Source organism: Cupriavidus sp. GW822-FHT02D05 (assembly GCF_058802485.1).
This window is the reverse complement of record NZ_JBXAOE010000006.1, coordinates 60495-78762: the sequence shown is the minus strand read 5'-3', so window position 1 is coordinate 78762 and position 18268 is coordinate 60495. Positions and strand designations below refer to the sequence as shown.

The window sequence follows — 18268 nt, the reverse complement described above, 5'->3', positions numbered from 1 at the left end:
CGATGACAAACAACATTAATTCGCAGATGCCGCTGTGCCGGTACCCCGACCCTGCAGTCCAGGTGCTCAACCCCTCCTTTGAAAAATATCGGCTGGCACTTGCTGCCGTAGAGCGCATCGCGACCGGCAGCCGCTGGGCCGAAGGCCCGGTATGGATTGGCGATGGTCGCTACCTATTGTGGAGTGACATTCCCAACAACCGGATCCTTAAGTGGGAAGAGTCTACGGGGGTAGTCAGCGAATTCCGCTCGCCATCAAATCATGCCAACGGCAATACGCGCGACCGCCAGGGCCGACTGGTTACATGCGAGCACGCCGGCCGGCGTCTGACACGCACAGAGTATGACGGCAGCATCACTGTGCTAATAGACAAGTTTGAAGGAAAGCACCTCAATTCTCCCAACGATGTGGTCGTGAAGTCGGATGGCTCGATCTGGTTCACCGACCCACCCTTCGGGATTTCTGGCTACTACCAAGGTGAACGAGCCGATTCCGAACTGCCGGAGCGCCTGTACCGACTGGACCCGGACACTGGCACTGCCACCATCGTCGCAGACGACATCAGCGGACCGAACGGGCTAGCCTTCTCTCCCGACGAGCTTACGCTATACGTAATCGAGTCACGGGCACGGCCACGTCGCATTCGTGCTTTTGACGTGGATTCTGTCGGCAGCCGCCTAGGTGCTAGCCGCGTCCTGGTGGATGCGGGTCCCGGCACGCCCGATGGCTTCCGCGTCGACGTCGACGGCAACCTGTGGTGCGGTTGGGGTATGGGCACACCGGAGCTCGATGGCGTACGAGTGTTCTCACCTCAGGGAGAAGCCATCGGCCACATCGCGCTGCCGGAGCGCTGCGCCAATCTCTGTTTCGGTGGCCATCATCGCAATCGACTCTTCATGGCGTCCTGCACGTCAATCTACTCGCTGTATGTCAATACTCAAGGTGCGGTAGGAGGCTAGGCTTCCTCACGCAGATATTAGATAACTGGAGACAACTCATGGCATTTTGCACCTTGCGCCGCGGCGGTCTCGCCGCGGCGCTGCTTGCTTGCGCGCTCGCACCACTTTTCACGGTATCGGGCGCCGCTAATGCGAATCCCATTACGCGCCTGGTAGTGGCGTTTCCTGCCGGCGGTCCGGCCGACTCTCTGGCGCGCGCCATCTCACGGCAGCTCGAAATAGAACTTAAGCAGACTGTCGTCATTGACAACCGGCCGGGTGCAAACGGTGCTATCGCCGCAAGCTTCGTGGCTAAGTCTCCTGCCGATGGCTCTGTTCTGTTCCTCACCAGCGCTGGAGCCATCGTAATTAATCCGGCGCTCTATTCGGCCCTGCCCTATAACCCACAGAAAGACCTTGCACCTATCTCGATGGTCGTAAACACGCCAGAGGTGCTGGTTGTCAAGCCCGATGCCGCCACCTCGACTGCCGCTGCTTTTGTCAAACAAGCTAGGCACTCCGCCAAGCCACCAAGCCTAGCCTCGACCGGCGTCGGCAGCATGCCACATATGACGATCGAGTTGTTCAAGGCGGCAACACACATAGATTTTTTGCACGTAGCCTACAAAGGCGCTGCGCCGGCGATCACGGACACCCTCGGTGGACAAGTTGATGCCTTCTTTGGCGATGCTTCCGGCCTAATGCCATTCATCACAAGCAAGCGTCTTAAGCCCATCGGAGTCGCATCAGCCAAACGCATGCCATTTCTACCCGACATCCCAACGCTGGCGGAGCAGGGCATCGCCAATGTCGAGGCAAGCAACTGGTACGGCATGATGGCTCCGGCCACAACGCCGCCAGCTGTCGTCAACCGAATCAACGAGGCGCTGCGGCGCAGCCTGGCGTCGTCGGATGTTCGCAGGAATCTGGAGCAACTCGGCTTGGTTCCGGCGCCAAGCAGCGCCTCCGAGTTTGCGAGCATTATTCGCTCGGACGCTGCGAAATGGGCCCGCCTCATAAAGGATCGGAACATTCACGGCGAGTAAGTTGACGTCGTCCGGCCATCGATGCCCTTGGCCAACACCGTTTTCACTGTCGGCAGCGCCGCACGGGGACACGCCACGCTTAACAGCATTCAGGAGATTGCATTGACATTCCCAAAATTCATGCGAGGTGTGTTGTTGCTACTCGCGGGCCTTTTGATGAACTCAGCACATGCCTGGGTCGACACCTATCCCACGCGCCCAGTAAAGATCATTGTTACCTTTGTTCCCGGGGGCGGGGCCGATATCGTGGGCCGCTATCTCGCCAATGGATTGAGCAAGGCATTCGGACAGTCCTTCGTCGTGGAGAATCGAGCCGGCGCCGGTGGCTTGATCGGAATCAACGCCGGCCTAGCCGCCCCCCCCGACGGTTACACCTTGACGCTTATCTCGTCTAGCTACACGGTGAATCCCAGTTTGTACAAGCTAAAGTTCGATCCTGTCAAAGATATCACGCCCATTGCGCAGGTATCAAAAGGGCCGCTAATCCTTGTGTCAAATCCTGCATTGCCGGCAAAGAGTACTGCGGAGTTGGTATCGTTAGCAAAGTCAAGATCGGGTGGACTTAATTTTGCTTCGTCTGGACAGGGGAGCATTATCCACCTCGCCGCCGAGCGGTTTGGCAGTATGGCGGGTCTGAAGCTGAACCATGTGCCCTACAAGGGCGGCGGCGCTGCGCTAAACGATGTCTTGGCAAACCAGGTCGACATCTACTTCGCGGCGACCGCGAGTGCACTTCCACTGATCAAGACTGGGAAGCTACGAGCCTATGGAATCACGATGCCGACGCGTATTCCCACCTTGCCCGATGTGCCGACGCTCGCGGAGGCTGGATTCAAGGGCTACGACGTCACTCTCTGGTACGGCTTGATTGGACCCAAAGGCATGCCTGAGACCCTCGTGAAACGTCTAAACGCAGAGGTTAACAGGATTCTCTCCAATCCAGAGACGCCGGAAAAATTCCAGGCTGACGGTGCCCAGCCCGCCGGCGGAAGCCCCGGGGAATTTCGGGGACAGATCAAACGGGAGATCGATGGCTGGCGAAAAATCGTCACCGATCTCGGCATCAAACCGGAATGAGAGAGCCGTAAGACGAACTGCTGTAGGAGTTGGTATGAGAATGCGCAAATGGCGAATGGCGGGCTGTAACTGCCCGCATAGACGTTCAAGGTTTTCCCCGACCTGAAGGGTGCAGACTGGCGCGAGGTGCGGCTGTCACAAACCAATATTTGAGATTCGACGTAGGGGAGCTTGGAAGAGCGTATCGTCGTTCGGTAGTTGAACACCCTCATCTCATTTATGATGGGGAACCAACGATGGGACGAATGCGAGAAACTTGCGCCGGATGGCAAGACCGGTATCGGGTGACGATACTTATGCTGTGCTGTATGCAGTGAAAGGCGCACGTACGGTTCCTAGGAGATGCGCATATGGGCTCTCCCAGTATCCGTAGACAGCACTTTCCCCGTCCGACGGATTCCGCCCCCAATTTTTTGCCACTCCCTTGACTGCCACCATACGGCCGCACCCCGCATTGACACAATTTACAGTGCGGCTCTTGAGCGACAGCCCGATGAGCTCTATTCGACACTGTCGGCCCCATTCCAAAATCGATCAGTCGTGTAAATCCCGATTCCCCTGGCATCAAAATTGCCTCACAGTGCTTTCGTCTAAACGAAAATCCTGCCGGGCCGTGGAAATTGCGACTGTAGCTGACCCTCTATTGCTGAGCCTCTACGGCTCCTGCACCGAATCAAAGCGGTGGCAGGAGGTGCTAGACCTGCTATGCACCGAAACCGGCGCACGTTCCGCCGTCGTGCAGGCAATCAGTTTGCAAGGCTCCCAGGCCAGGGTCTACTGGACCGCGCACGATACATCGCTTGACATGTTTGCTTACGAGGCCCTCATTTCGGACTCCGCAAATCCGCGATTGGAAGGGGAACGCCTGCGCAGGGTAGCCAGCGGTTTGACGGATGACGAAGACTTGTTTTGTAGCGCGGAGCAACCCATTGCGCTCCGGCTACAGAAACAGCTCGTCGAGATCGGCCTGGGGCGATTTCTGGGAGGTTTGATGCCAGTTGGGCTCGACCGGTACGTGGCTATTGCTCTACATCGTGATATCCATGACTCGAGCGACTTCTCCCCACGGCAACGGCATCGTATCGCTTCGCTGATGCCACACTTTCAGCAGGCGGTCTCCCTCACTCAGACCGTGGCAGCGAGTCGGTCTGCGGAGGCTCTCTTCCGCTGCCATCTGGATCGATGGCAATGTGGCCTCGTTGTCTGCGGCACTTCCGGTGAGGTGCAATGGTTAAACCAGAAAGCGCGAGCCCAGTTGAGCGCGGGACACGGACTCTTTGTGCGCGACGGTGTACTCAGAGCTGCAGGCGTACAGCCCCAGCATCGCTTGGCGAAAGCATTGCTTGACCAAGCCGGTTGCAGCACGCCAGGATTTCTTGCGATCCAGTCCGGCACTCAGAGCTGGCAACTCGCGTTGCAAGCACTGGACTCATTTGTGGCGGATGGTCACGAGAAGGCGTTGCTAGTTACCCTCACTGACAATCATCCGGCCGGGCAGATCCCAGCGGAAGCATTGATGGCGTTGTTCGAACTAACCGGTGCCGAGGCGAAGCTGGCGAGCGCACTGGTCGCCGGCATATCCCTGGAGCAGTACGCGGTGCAACGCGGAGTAACGGTGGGAACCGCTCGCTATCAGCTAAAGCAAGTGCTCGCCAAAACGGGCGCAGGCCGTCAATCGGAACTCGTACGTCGAGTGCTTTGCAGTGCGGCCGCTCAGATCGCGGACTACAGCGACGAAGGTTTGCATATGAGCACTGCCGCGGAAATCCGTTACGGCACAGTGTGAGCATTGCATCGAGGCAGTCCTTCAGGAGGCTACTCAAGAAAGACCGTGCCAAGGGCATTCGTCAGCAAGGCTGACAAAGCTGAGAGATTGCGTAGGAAGCGGCTATGCCGCTTCCGGCGATCATTGAGAAAGGTTCTCGGCTGCTCGATAGACCTGCTTTCCCTCGAAGTAGGTCGCAAGCACCTTGGTTTTGTGGATGCGCGCGGCGTCAATCTTGAACAAGTTTTGATCCAGGACCGCGAAATCCGCCGACTTCCCTATCTCGATACTGCCCGTCTCTCTTCCTAGCCCCATGCCCCTGGCACTGTTGATTGTGTAGACACGGATCGCTTCGTCCAGCGGGATCCGCTCCTTGGCATTCAAGACACCTGGCACATCGCCATTCGGATTGCTTCGAGTGACGAGTCCCTCGATACCCATCCAAGGGTCCGGTGTTTGCTGCCCTGCGGGCCAGTCCGATCCCCCCGCGACCAGTGCCCCGGCTTTCATTAGACTCCTGATCGGATAGCTGTGCATCGTGCGATCGTGACCCACGACATGCTCGAACAACGGCGTGTAGGCATGGGGAAACCATAGCATCGGAGAGACATCGGCAACGACATTGAGCTTGGCGAACCGGGGAATATCCGACGGAGAAACGAAAGTGACGTGAGCGATCTGGTGCTGAGGACCGGACATGCCATTTTCCTTGCGTACTGCCGCGATAGCGTCAAGCGCCAAGCGAACGGCACCGTCCCCAACCGAGTGGAGCTTGGCGGGAATTCCCTGCTTGTCCGCTTCTTTCAGCTTCCTGACAAGCTCATCGAGCGAATACAACGCGGCGCCCCGGAACTCGCGTCCATGTTCCGCGCTGGGCTCGTACGGTTCCAGCATCGCAGAAGTGTATGCCATCGGAACACCATCAAGGAAGAGTTTGATGTAGTTCGGGCGAAGGTGAGCACTCCGAACGCGATCCCCGTCCGCCTTGCTCGGGAGGTCGTCCGAATCGGGCTCGGCATGGTCGTTAGCCAGTGATGCGATTACGCGAATCGGCAGACCCGCACCTTGCGTATCGGCCGCGTGCCACGCTGAGAGTATCTCTCGGGTTACCAACGCATCCTGGACGCTAGTGATACCAAAGCCATTCAGCTTAGCTGCTGCAGTCATGGCCGCCTTCTTCAGGCGCTCCGCACCGCGCGGGGGCGCTAGCTTGTTGGCTCCAAACCAAGCTGGTGGCTCCTTTAGCAAACCGGTCGGCTTTCCGTCGGCCATCACATAGACTCCCCCTGCTGGGGCCGTAGATCCAGGCCCGATGCCAGCAAGCTGAAGCACCTTGCTGTTGACCCAGCGGTTGTGGAACGTATCGTCGCGCAAGATGACTGGAAAGCCTTTGCTTGCGCGGTCGAGTGCGACCAACGCATCCGCCTTCTCCAGTGCCGATAGCAGGGAGCTCGACCAGGGCCCTCCCACGATCCAATCATTTGGCTCCGCGTGATCGGCACACACTGACACAGCGGCCAGCACGTCTGCAACATTCCCTTGTGGCGGAATCGCACAACTGTAAAGCTCTTCATAGGCGCCCTCAATGGGATGCGCATGAATATCATTGATTCCTGGAATGACCATGCGCCCCCCCAAATCAATGACATCAGTATTGGGGCCGACCATCTTCTTTGCCTGCGCATCCGTGCCGATCGCAACGAACTTTCCGTCGCGAATGGCGACCGCCTTGGTCCACGGCTGCCTGGCATCCATTGTATAAAAATCACCGTTTTTTAGGACAATATCCGCAGGCTGAGCTCCCGCGACAAAGCTAATTCCTACCAGGGTTACCCCAAGCAGGAAACTCTCGAAGATACGACCGGGGATGGGCATGCTTGAAATCTCCTCATTAGGCGATTGCCGATGTCGCACATGTTAGGACGATGCCCAAATGCCGGCATCTCCCGTTTGGGATATGCAAGCTACGAGGGACGTCGCGAGAACTGATCAACGATGCCCCTTATCCCATATGGCAGATGCCCATGCAGGATCGCATGGATAAAGTGAGTCCACTAGCACGCAAACGGCCAGTAGAAGGCCGAGCTGGCCACGGTCCTACTTATTCAACGGGAGTTCAACATCATGCAATCCACTCGCTCACATCTTCCTCTCAGGCTATGTCTACTTGCCATGGGTGCGATATCGCTGAACGCCTTTGCACTTGAGGGCGGGGTGCCAATCACACCGTTCGGTGTCTACGACTTCGGCGCAGGGATGCTACCCCCTCCGTCCGACATCGCCACAGTGGGAGTCCGAGTAGCCTCTTTTTCCGCAAAGCGTCTGAATGACAAATCGGGCAATCAGTCACCTGTAAGCGCGGACCTTACCGCCAACACCTACGGTGTCGCCTTCATCAAGATGACCAATTCAACGCTACTGGGCGGCAAATATGGCTGGTCTGTAGTTGCACCCTATTTCGATATGAATGTGGATCTTGGCATACCGGCTCCGGCCGGCAAGATCAGCCGGAGCGGCAGCAATTCGGCGTTGGGTGACATACAGTTTTCCCCCGTGATTCTGGGGTGGGCGCCTGCTGAAAACCTCTTCATTAACGCATCACTAGTGCTTCAGCTACCGACCGGAAGCTATGACAAGAACAGGGCAGTAAACGCGGGGCTAAACCACTGGGCGATATCGCCCACCTTAGCGTTCACCTACATTGCTCCCTTCGGGGGCGAGATTTCGTCCAATATCCAGATTAATGTTCATAGTCGAAATAATGCCACCGACTATCGATCTGGCATGGAATACCAGCAAGATTTTGCGATTGGCCAACATATCGGACCTTGGACAATCGGGTTAGGCGGGTACTTCAGTCAACAACTCACAGATGACACTCAGGCCGGAAGAACGGTAGAGGGGAGCAAAACAAGTGTAGTTGCCGCGGGACCCGCTATCCAGTTCTTCAAGCCGGCGTCCGGCTTGCCAATGGTGACGCTGCACGCATACAAAGAGCTCGCTTCGAAGAATCGTGTGCAGGGGAGACAGATCGCTTTGAGAGCAGCCTGGACATTCTGACCGGTTCAAGACAGGAATAAGCTATCGATGAACCGACACCAGTATACAAGTGCTCATGGCATGCTTAGTCGAACAGATTGCGGAGTAAAGGCGCATCGAAAACGCACCAGCTGTTGACGAGGTCGCCAGATATTTCTTCATGATCTGCTATGGTAAGCACGCGCGCTACCACGATCCCCTCGGATGCAGCCCGTACGCGAAGTCGTGCTAACAGGCGGTCGTCACATGGGTTGCCGAACTTCATCTCTGCGGTTTAGGCGCGATTGAACTCTAGCTATCTGTGACGACGGTGCGTTAAATATGATTGATCTCGGTGGCGTTGTGCGCGAGATCAAATGGGGGACTACTAAGGGGAGAATGGCTCTTGGGCGTGCGGCGCAGCATAGCGGGCCATCGACTAAGAGGCCGTTTCAAAAAGATCCTGGTGTCATTGCGCGGCCTTGCCGTACCACTTGTACTGTCTGCGGCCGCGCACCTAGCCAGAACCGCTTCGCTTCATTTTGAAGCAGCCTCTAAGGAATTACCGGCGTGCAAGGAGATTGCCCTGGACCCATTTCGCCTCGCGGGACCAATCGCGATCCCCGCCGCATCGAGTTTGGATGGCCCTTCTACTTCTTTACGCTAATGACCCGTGATTGGGTTACCGACTTCAGCCCGTCAATGCCGAACTCGACGCCCCAACCCGACCTCTTCACGCCGCCGAACGGGACTAAGGGGTGCACTGCACCGTGCTGGTTGATCCACACCGTGCCAGCCTGGATGCGACTTGCTATCGCCTTGGCTCCGTCGAGATCAGTAGACCAGACTGAGGCGCCAAGTCCAAAGTCCAAACGATTAGCGCTGGCAATAGCGTCTTCGATCTCCCGATAGCGGATAATGGGCAGTACGGGGCCGAACTGCTCCTCGTCCACCAAGCTGGTGCCGTCGGCGATGTCCGTCACAAGAGTCAGCGGATAAAAATAGCCCGGCCCCGCTGGCGGCGTGCCGCCACAAACGATTGTTGCTCCGCCATCGCGCGCCTGCTTCACCAGTGCTGCCACCTTCTCGTACTGCATGCGATTTTGGATCGGACCCATCGCGATGCCCGGTTCCATGCCATTGCCCATGGGCATAGTCGAAGCCAGCTCCTTTAGTTCGTCCACCATCGCGTCATGCAGGCTCTCATGTACGTACAGGCGCTTTACGCAAGCACAGGTTTGCCCCATGTTAAGGAAGGCCCCCCAGAACAGATCCTTCGCGATAGCTTTAGGGTTGGCATCCGGCAACACAATGGCCGCGTCGTTTCCGCCTAGCTCCATGGTCGTGGGAGTGAGGTTCCGGGCAGCTGCCGCAGCAATACGGACGCCAGTCGCGGTGGAGCCGGTAAACATGATTTTGTTCACATCCGGGCTATCCACCAGCGTGGCACCCACCACGCCGGTACCGCTAACGGTGTTGATAACTCCCGGTGGCAGCACTTCGGCGATCAGCCTCACCATCTCCAAGCTGGCAATGCTGGTGTACTCCGATGGCTTGAGTACAACGGTATTGCCGGCACGGATCGCTGGAATCAGTTGCCAGACAGCGATCATCAGCGGCCAATTCCACGGTGCTATGGCGGCAACGACGCCGAGAGGTTTGCGATGGACCTCGTCACGCCGACTCGCGTCTTCGAAAGCTACCTCGTTCGGCAAGTCCAGATCAGCGGTCACTCGCGTCCAGAGCTCGCATGCCCATAACTCGAATCGTGCGCCTGGCACCTGGTCCGGACCTACACCTCCCAACGGCTTTCCTTGTTCGCGCGTGACCCATTGGGCTAAATACTCGGCATTCTGCTTTAAGACGTCGGCGATGCGATGCATCAGCGCCTTGCGGTCCCCTTCAGAGCGGGCAGCCCATGCAGGTTGCGCCGCCTTGGCCGCTGCCACTGCACGCGCCACCTCATCGGTGCTGGATTGAGGTACCGTGCCCAGCACCTCACCAGAGGCCGGATTGTAGGATTCGAGGCCCTCCGCAGAGCAAACTGCCTGAGCATTGACAATGTTCTTGAAACTTTGCATGTTCTGTGTCCTTTTAGATCTCTCTGGGTCGCGAGTACCTGTGCCCAAGCCAGGACCAGCCAACGCTGATGGAGCTTCCACTCGACCGCATGACTACTGTGGGACCAAGTGTTTTTGTGTGGATTACCTGCTGTGCTTATTGAGACCCAATGTGGGCGTCTCATCGAAGAAGTTCCATGGTTTTAGCAGAACATGTACCCACTCGGTCGGCATAATTGGCCACTCCTCCGCGCGGGCAACATGCGTGGTACCGGTGGTCAACCACACCACATCGTCCGTATTGACGATGGACTGATCGTCCTTTGCAAACGCCCCAAGTCCGGTATCTTTGCTCGATCGATTAGGGTATTTGCCCTCAGGGAATTTCTCCTCAGGGTCGTAGCGTGTTACCCAGAGTTGGCGGTCCATGAAGCTCAGTCGGTGATTTATCCATTCATCCTTGCTGAAGTTGGCACCCTTGGCGATGGGGTGGGTACCACCGGCATAGGGGATCAGTTGATAGGACACCGGATTGCCGACCTTGTTAGTCCTGTTCGGGTTACTGAGTAAGCGGATAGTCGAGGCATCGAACCTCTGTGCCGCTTGCAGCTCTGTGGCCGGGCTTCGTTGCACCGTCTGCATAGTGCTGGTCCGCAGACCGCCCCGTGTGTTCGGCGCCACCACGGGGTCGATCTCCGTGAGCGAATTGCATTCACCATCGACATCCAGGTCGAGTCGGAAGTTGTAGATGTGCTGGTGAGTAGTACCAACGATATTGTGATCAAGCAAGGTTCCGTAACGAGTGTCCTCGACCGCCGTCGCGTCCTGCATGGTGCGCGACTTCACGCCCTTGACCGCCTCAATGCCAGTGGCTCCCGCGTTGATGCCAATCGTGCCATTTTCAGCAAAGACCCAGTCGAAGATGTAGTCGTAGTTTCCGACAGTGCTCACCCAGCGTACCACCAGTTCGCGTCGCTCAGTGCTGAGATTAGGTTTTCCCATTTCCTGATGCTTGAACTCTGGCCCGGCGTAGCGCTCGAACACGGCGATCGCATTCGGGATCTTGCTGGGCGCACCGGTATAGTCAGCAATAGTGGCGTCGAGTAGCACTGCATTCTCCGGCGCATCCTGGCCGCGCTGAATCGGCGAGGTCAAGGTTCCCATACCGTACTCGCCCGAATCCAGATAGGCTTTGAAATACCATCCGATATCCGGATCGCCGTAAGGCACGATCATGCCACCCAGTGAACCTTCGTACATGATCTTTCGTTTCGTTCCCTTATCGTTATACGTAACGGTGGACAGAATTGGTCCGACTCGTGAATCAAGCCGAAGATGAAAGTCCCAGTTTCGCCAATGCAGCGTGTTGCCGGATATCGAGTAGTTTTTTCCCTCGGGCTCACTGATCTCCAGAGGCTTGGGAGCAGCAGTGGTGGCACGGTCTCGACCATCATAGGGCGTTGCCTTCAGTGGCACTGGGATAACACTCTGGTCTTCAACTTTAATGACCTTCTTTTGGCCCAAGTCGACCACAGCGACGAGATTCTCGATCGGGTGAGCCCAGTAGTTTCCGTCACCCACGTCCAGATAGCTGACGACCTTGAGCAAACGGTCTTCTTGCCTCAGAGCGTCCTTTCCTTCGAAGTAGCCGACCGTCAGCGGTGTGCCGACTACCTTCTTCACGTCGCTAATCCCGCGCTTGGCCAGCGCCTGCGCGTACTCAATGCTGGACTCGATTGCGGCCTGCACCGTGGCGAAGTCATCTACCAACACCATGCCGTGGGCACCTTCGATCGGTTGCCACCTCACGACCGTGCGAGCCGAGAGATCGACCGTGCCCTCGATTACCTCTTTTCCATCGAGGATAACGAAGGCGGCCTGGCGGGGAGCCCGCACAGGTTGGCCCGTAAGGGCAAAGTTCCACACGTCCTGTTTTGGTGGTTCCTTCAACGTAATTTCGGTAAAGCGGTAGCGAGACTGGTAACGACCGGCCGTCTTCAGGATGTCCAACGTGGCCTTAATCTCGCCTGCAGTTAGCGGATTTAGCGGATGCGGCGTGCGCTCGAGTACAAACGTCTTGTCCAGATTGGACTGAAAGACCTGGTTGATAAAGGTCTCCGAGACGAAGGGTTGACCCCCTCGCATCACAACGGGCACATCAAGCTGCAACGGTTGACCATTTACCAGTGCAGACTTCGAACCCGGCTTGACTTTCACAAGGGTGCTGTTGCGCAGGATCGTATACACGCTCGCGAAGTCATCCCAGCGCACTGTGGCGCCAAAGTCCTCCAGAGTCTTCTTCATCGGGAGCATTGTTGCAGCAGAACCGTGCGCGTGAGCAGGCGCTGAAAAAAGGAAAGCTGCGGAGAAACCTGTGGCGCAGAGTGTCACGGCGAATGCCAAGCTCAGCGCGTGTCGCTTACGCGAGTGGAAGGTCGGAAAGTGAGGATCGATATGCATGGGTAGCCTACTGCTTAGTCTAGAGAGCATGAGAGCGGAAGTAAGCATTATTGAAGGAATCCCCTGGCCGCAGTATCCGCTTCTGGCAAAACGGTGAGGTGTGTGACGTGGATATTAATTGCGTCGATTGAGTCGGCGGTAAGAGCCATCGAGCGCTGGACCCGACAGACGCGGGAGGCAACCAGAGCAACTTTGATTTTGCACCTTGGAATCTGCCTCAAACTATCGTCACGCGAATAAGGACTATGGCATGTAAATGACTTTCGTTATCTCGCGAGCGCTGCCGCAGCAATACGCTTTGCTGAAATCGGATACTTGCTTCGCCATGTTGTAGCTAGACTTATGTGCATGGGCTTCACGCAAGAAGCGTTTCACTTGACCAAACTACCGGACTAACTATGAAGAAGGCTACATACATCGCTACAACATTTGCATGCCTGCTAGTAACCGGCACTGCTTTCGCCGGCCCCGACTGGGACGTGATCCAGCGAGCAAGGAACGAGGCAAAAGCCGTAAAGCAGATAAACAAACAGGAGGTACCCTCCTCCACGGCGGCCGCCGCACAACCCCATCCTGCGCCGCCGCCGGCACGTTGAACGATCCAGGTCCGACGCAATGCACGGACCTGGATGTCAAATAGGCTAGTTGATGTCCGCCCCCAAGTAACCTGACCTGCTAAGTGAGTTCGCTTACCCGCTCCTCGCGTCCCGGTCTTCGTTTGGGGGCCGCGATCCGCTATTACTGCTAGACAAATCTGAGACTGGATTGCGTAGCAATGTAATCCAAAGATGAGGAATACCCGCGCAAGTCATCTTCCAATGGCGGTCGGTGTTCTTCGATGGCGTCAGGCTGCACAACTGCATGACGTTATCTATCGTGGTACGCATAGCAACGTCTCAGAGGGCAACTCACCGAACATGGCTTGATAAAAATGGGCAAATCGCCCCATATGCCAAAACCCCCATCTCTGCGCTACCTCATAGATGCTTGCCCTTTTCCTTTGTCGCAACTCCCTGCGCACACAGTTGAGCCGGACAGTTCGCAAATAGTGAGCGGGGCTCATCGCGAGCACTTCTTCAAAGCAGTACTGCAGATTCCTGCGGCTGATCGAAGTCGCTCGGCATAGATCGGCCATGGTGAGCGAATCACCAATGTTCTCCATCACATAGTTCCTCGCCAGGTCAACAATTGCACGTCGACTATTGTAGGACCGTGGAACAGACGGAAGCGCCTCACATGGCTGCAGTAGCCCCGCGATGCTGTCCATCAGCGTGTTCTGAAGATTTCGCTGAAGAACTTCGCTTCGCAAAAGCGCGGGATTCTGCCGCAGCACGGACAGCATTGACCGGATAAGTTCCCTGGTATTCGCTCTCGAAGTCTTATCTGCGGGAATCGTATACTTCCCTGCCAAATGGTTCCCCGCGTCGATACCACAAACGCTTTCGATATGGTCTGCTAGCGTTCCTACGTCGAACGAAACACTCACCAAACTCATGAGGTTGGGACTTCTGCAATCTAGCGTATCGCCATAGCTGAATGTCAGAAGCACATCCTCCTCGAGCAAGTGCCCGTGGAATGACCCGCCCCCGACCAGGTCATAGCAGAAAGTGAAATTTCTTGCGCCAGGCAGACCCTCCCCGGTCATTCGTACTGACTGATTTGAACTCTCGCCGTAAATTTGGGTGTCAAGAAAGCAAACCTCGGTTAGCTCGCCACGGAACTTTCCCGCACTGAGTTGCTCGTACTGCTGATCCCAACCAGAAAGGGCTTCAGCTAGTTCTTGTACGTCACAAGCGCTGGTAGCGTTGAATGTCGCCAACGGCGCGATGTTTTCGACGTCGCCCCGATCTTTAATGAAGTCTATGTTCATAGCCCCCCCCTCACAACGTACGACCGATATCTACTCCGAATTTCCCGTAGCGCCTCCGGTATTGGGGCGGAAGCGATAGGGGATCCTGAAGTCGGCATCTACAATCCAATTGTCGGCATCTGTGCCACCTGCGCGATTGGCCAAGCGCGCTGCCTGCACCTCCAGTGGCCGATGACCATATACAGAAATTTGCATGCCGAGAGTCTTTCATCGCCACGATTGAGTGACGCAGAAATACGCAGTCCGAACGCCACACATCAAAGTGACAAATAATGCACTTCTAAAATGATCGAGCATCGCGACTGGTGATCTGCCTGAAGATGCAAGGGTAAGGAAATGAAGAGGGGTGATCATCTCCCATATGGGATAAGAGAACGAATGGGCAGCGCACCTGCATCGATCCGTCGTCGTATTCGACTTCCGATTTCGGCCGGATTGCTGCAGCTCCTCGGAGCCAGCGAGAGCAGTGTCTCGCCTCCTGCCTGGCACTACCCAGATGCGGCGCTCCCTGCACCTGCGTGATCATCTGTGGCAGCGCCTCTGCTGATTCCTCCAGCCTTCCGCGGCGCGCAGCAGCGCAGCCGAGCGTCCTTCGTGGCCCGGCGCACGTCAGCCCTTCGCAAGCCGGGAGAAAAAACTACGCCGCGACCGGCCTGCATCAACGATTCTGCCGCCCGGCTTCAGGCCAACACCAACTCAGGCACCAACTCCCGAAATCGGGAGCAGTGGAAAATCAAGGGTTCGATCGAATGGGCGACTGCAAAGTCCATCACTTCCAGCAAAGCAATCACATGATCGCCGGCCTCGTGCTCGGCAAAAGCTGCGCATTCAAGCCAGGCCGATGCGCCATGAATGCGCAGCGCCTTGGCGCTGGTGTAGTCGCGCGTCACGCCCTGCCAGCGGGCCTGCTTGTCCTTGGAGGCCAGTTGGCGGCACAGCGCGGCTTGATCCTGGCCGAGCAGCGAAACCCCGATGCGGCTTGCCCTGCGCAAGATGGACCACGTCGTCGAACTCTTCTGAATTGCGACGGAAACCAGCGGCGGATCGACGGAAATGCCTGTCATGAACGACGAAGCCACCAGGACCTGATCATCTCCGTCCACCGTCGCAGCAAGTGCAGCAACCCCCGTGGGGTAATGGGAAAATGCTTTCCGCAGTGCATTGGGATCCCTTATTGCAGCAGAAATCATGGCGTCATAGCTCCGTTGATTTGCAAGTTAATGTATGGAATTCGGGTCGGAGGATCAAACGACAAAGATGAATCTCCCAGGCTTCGTCATTCCCCTGTACCCGGGTGCAGCGCTTGAGGTCATCGATAATGGTCCGGGCTGCGCGGCGGCCGCTTTCGATGGCACCATCGATGTGGCCAACCCAGCCGAGCACGTAATCGGAACCGGTAACGCACAAGGCCTAGGCCTAGGCCAAGCCCCCTACGTCTCGCAAAGACTGTGCCAATATTCTTCATGGGAATTAAATATTCCCATAATGAAGTTCTTCAGCGCTTCGAAAGTAGATGCGCCGCGATGGGGCGCTAGCCTGCCGAACGCTCGCGCATGGTGCATGCCTCCGCATCGCCACGGGTGGCCTGGCCAGCCAATATCGACCGGGAAATCATCGTCCGTGCAGATTGCCGGGGCAATCCTGTCTCTGTCCCAATGGAGCGCGCTCGTACTGCCAGGGGCCGACGCTTGCAGTGGATGGGTTCGCCAAGCCCGACGCACTCAGGCCGGCTGCATGAGTGTCGCCAGACGCGCCAGGACCTCGGGCGTCAACTCATACATGGTGCCTTCAATTGCCAACACCTCTGCGCTGGCGGAGTAAACGCCCTGGCCCTTTTCGAGTACATGGCACAAACGCCCATCTGCCGATTGGATGCGGTAGGCCAGGGTGTAAGGCTGATGCTTGCGCAAGGCGTCCTGCACGCTGTCCCATACATAGTCAGCGTCTTCCGGCACGATCAGGCTGCTGTACTTCACGTGCCGGCCATTGCGCATGTCCTCGGCCGGATAGCCGGTCAGCATCAGACAACCCTGGCTGATCACTTCCATCGTCCAATCACGATCGTTGCGCCCGCGATAGACCAAGCCAGGCAGGCCATCGATCAGGCCGCGTAAGCTGCGGGCGTCCGCTTGCGCGCTGATGAACTGGCGCTGGGATGGTGTGACATCGTGCGCCGCGACCCAAACTTGGCCGGATGAAAATTTGACGTTCAACTCCAGCCAGCATAGCTCCTTACCGAAAGGCACGAAACGGAGCCGCCGCCCAGACTGGATCTGAGCGGTGGGCGACGGGACAGCCAGCGCTCCGATCAGATGCTGCCATGCTGCCGCATCCTCGGGGTGCACATAGCGCTCAAGTTCGGTACCTGGCACCATCGTGCCGAGCAGTTGCGCCCAGTAGGCATTGTGTTCAAGCACCTCGCCTTGCAAAGTCAGCCTGGCGAGGCCAACGGCAAACTCGTCGGCCGACCATGCCCCGAGCTCAGCGAAATCGGAGCGTTCAGCCGGCGTGCCGGCTCTCTGCGTCTGCAGCATATGGTTTTCCAGTGGGGACCGGCAGGGCGCTCAGATAAACCCAGGCGGCTAGTTCGAGTCTGGAACGCAGCTTGAGCTTGCGCAACAGGCTTTTGACGTAGATCTTGACGGTTCCATCGCTAATGCCAAATTCGCGCGCGATGAGTTTGTTGCTCATGCCCCGTGCGATCAGCGCCAGGGTCTGCGCCTCCCTGACCGTGAGTTCGACCTCGGACGCAGCCATTGGGGCCCTGGCCTGCAGGGCTGGGTCGGACAGCAACGACACCATCTGCTCGTTGAGCACCACCGACCCCGTACTGCACTGACGCACATAAGCCAGCAACTCGTCGGGTTCCATTTCCTTGAGCGCGTAGCCGTCAACGCCCAAATGCAGGGCCTCCAGTAGCTCCGCGCGGTCCAGTGCCGCTGTCAGTGCAATGACCCGGCAGCCAAGCTCCATTTGCTTGATCTCGTCCAGAACCTGCAGGCCCGACAGGCCCGGCATGTGCAGATCCAGGAGAATTACGCTCGGCAGCAGCCTGCGCGCCAATTCGATGCCCTGCCGGCCCGATGACGCCTCGCCCACGACTTCGAAATCTCCGCTGCTCGAGAACATGCCCGCCAGCCCGCGCCGGAACAAGGGATGATCGTCGATGAGCAGCAAGGTCGAGAATGCCATCTCTAACACCTCACAGGAATCCGCAACGTCATGCGAACGCCACTCGGCGTGACACTGCCGATGGCGAGCGTGGCGCCTATGGCTAAGGCGCGCTCCTTCATAATGTCCAGTCCGTAGTGACCGTTGAGGGAAGGCGTCTGGTGCATGTTCATGCCGATGCCGTTGTCCTCGACGACCACCTGACAGGCAGCCACGAACTGGTGCAGCTCGATGCGCACTTGCGTGGCATGAGAATGCCGAACGACATTGGCCAGTGCCTCCCGCACGACCTGCAGCACCTGAAGTTCATGGTCCGGCGGCAGCACCCCGGGGGCCAGCCGGTTGTCCAGCTCGAAGACAATGCCGCTGTGCCTGGAAAACTCTTGCACCGCATCGACCAGGGTATCGCGCAAGGAGAGACCCTGCATGCCGATGCGAGCGCCGGTAATCAACTCCCTGACCTGCTTCTGCAGGCGCCCAATGACTGTCCGCATTTCCGCGACCAGCGGCACGGCCTCGCCGGTCTCGCAGATTAGCGACTCAAGCCGGCGCGCCTCGAAAGCGAGGAAGCCGAGTTGCGAGGCGACAGAGTCGTGCAGTTCGTGCGCTAGCAGTTCGTAGCGGGCCAGACTGCTTTGCGCAATGGGTGCGATATCGCCGTCTTGGTGCAACGCCGACGGCGGCTTGCCCTCTCCCGTCTTCAGATACGAGCGCGCGCGCGTTCCCGGCCGGGGGCCGCGCGCCGCGCTCAACCTGCCAAACGCGACATGGGCTGCGCGGCGCGCCTTTGCCAACGATCCCGCCTGGCTCTTGCCTGCTCGTAACAAAATCGGTCCTGACTTTGGTCTTTGGGTCATGGTGCA

The 18268-nt window shown here is 57.5% G+C and carries 13 protein-coding genes; 5 read left to right on the top strand and 8 right to left on the bottom strand.

Annotation, left to right across the window (positions count from 1 at the left end; genetic code table 11):
• The first annotated feature begins 2 nt into the window (after positions 1-2).
• From AC1RQK_RS09810 to AC1RQK_RS09795, 4 genes are all read left to right on the top strand, one after another.
• Positions 3-959, top strand: a complete 957-nt coding sequence (locus tag AC1RQK_RS09810; RefSeq protein ID WP_492808793.1) for an SMP-30/gluconolactonase/LRE family protein — start codon at positions 3-5, stop codon at positions 957-959.
• Between the two features lie 38 nt (positions 960-997).
• Complete coding sequence (locus AC1RQK_RS09805) at positions 998-1984, top strand: Bug family tripartite tricarboxylate transporter substrate binding protein (protein WP_492808791.1); 987 nt, start codon at positions 998-1000, stop codon at positions 1982-1984.
• Between the two features lie 27 nt (positions 1985-2011).
• Complete coding sequence (locus AC1RQK_RS09800; protein WP_492808790.1) at positions 2012-3061, top strand: tripartite tricarboxylate transporter substrate binding protein; 1050 nt, start codon at positions 2012-2014, stop codon at positions 3059-3061.
• Positions 3062-3704: 643 nt separating this feature from the next.
• Positions 3705-4847, top strand: coding sequence for a helix-turn-helix transcriptional regulator (locus AC1RQK_RS09795; RefSeq protein WP_492808788.1), 1143 nt, complete (start codon positions 3705-3707; stop codon positions 4845-4847).
• Positions 4848-4967: 120 nt separating this feature from the next.
• On the opposite strand, the gene AC1RQK_RS09790 is transcribed toward AC1RQK_RS09795, so the two are convergent.
• Complete coding sequence (locus AC1RQK_RS09790; RefSeq protein ID WP_492808787.1) at positions 4968-6701, bottom strand: amidohydrolase; 1734 nt, start codon at positions 6699-6701, stop codon at positions 4968-4970.
• A 249-nt stretch (positions 6702-6950) separates the two neighbouring features.
• Between AC1RQK_RS09790 and AC1RQK_RS09785 the strand changes: the two genes are divergently transcribed.
• Positions 6951-7886 (top strand): SphA family protein, encoded by a 936-nt coding sequence (locus tag AC1RQK_RS09785; RefSeq protein WP_492808785.1) that lies wholly within the window; start codon positions 6951-6953, stop codon positions 7884-7886.
• A 608-nt stretch (positions 7887-8494) separates the two neighbouring features.
• On the opposite strand, the gene AC1RQK_RS09780 is transcribed toward AC1RQK_RS09785, so the two are convergent.
• From AC1RQK_RS09780 to AC1RQK_RS09750, 7 genes are all read right to left on the bottom strand, one after another.
• Entirely contained in the window at positions 8495-9925 is a 1431-nt protein-coding gene (locus AC1RQK_RS09780; protein ID WP_492808783.1) for an aldehyde dehydrogenase family protein, read from the bottom strand.
• A gap of 123 nt (positions 9926-10048) precedes the next feature.
• Entirely contained in the window at positions 10049-12364 is a 2316-nt protein-coding gene (tynA, locus tag AC1RQK_RS09775; RefSeq protein WP_492808781.1) for a primary-amine oxidase, read from the bottom strand.
• Positions 12365-13235: 871 nt separating this feature from the next.
• A complete protein-coding gene (locus AC1RQK_RS09770; RefSeq protein WP_492808779.1) occupies positions 13236-14234 on the bottom strand; it encodes a helix-turn-helix domain-containing protein in 999 nt (332 codons plus the stop codon).
• A 680-nt stretch (positions 14235-14914) separates the two neighbouring features.
• Positions 14915-15424 carry a flavin reductase family protein gene (locus AC1RQK_RS09765; RefSeq protein WP_492808777.1) on the bottom strand — a complete coding sequence of 170 codons (510 nt, stop codon included), beginning with the start codon at positions 15422-15424 and terminating at the stop codon, positions 14915-14917.
• A gap of 531 nt (positions 15425-15955) precedes the next feature.
• A complete protein-coding gene (locus tag AC1RQK_RS09760; RefSeq protein WP_492808775.1) occupies positions 15956-16768 on the bottom strand; it encodes a PAS domain-containing protein in 813 nt (270 codons plus the stop codon).
• A complete protein-coding gene (locus AC1RQK_RS09755) occupies positions 16734-17426 on the bottom strand; it encodes a response regulator (RefSeq protein ID WP_492808773.1) in 693 nt (230 codons plus the stop codon). Before AC1RQK_RS09755 ends, AC1RQK_RS09760 begins: the two co-directional genes overlap by 35 nt.
• Positions 17427-17428: 2 nt before the next feature.
• On the bottom strand, positions 17429-18262 hold the full coding sequence (locus tag AC1RQK_RS09750) for a sensor histidine kinase (RefSeq protein WP_492808771.1): 834 nt from the start codon (positions 18260-18262) through the stop codon (positions 17429-17431).
• Between the last annotated feature and the right edge of the window lie 6 nt (positions 18263-18268).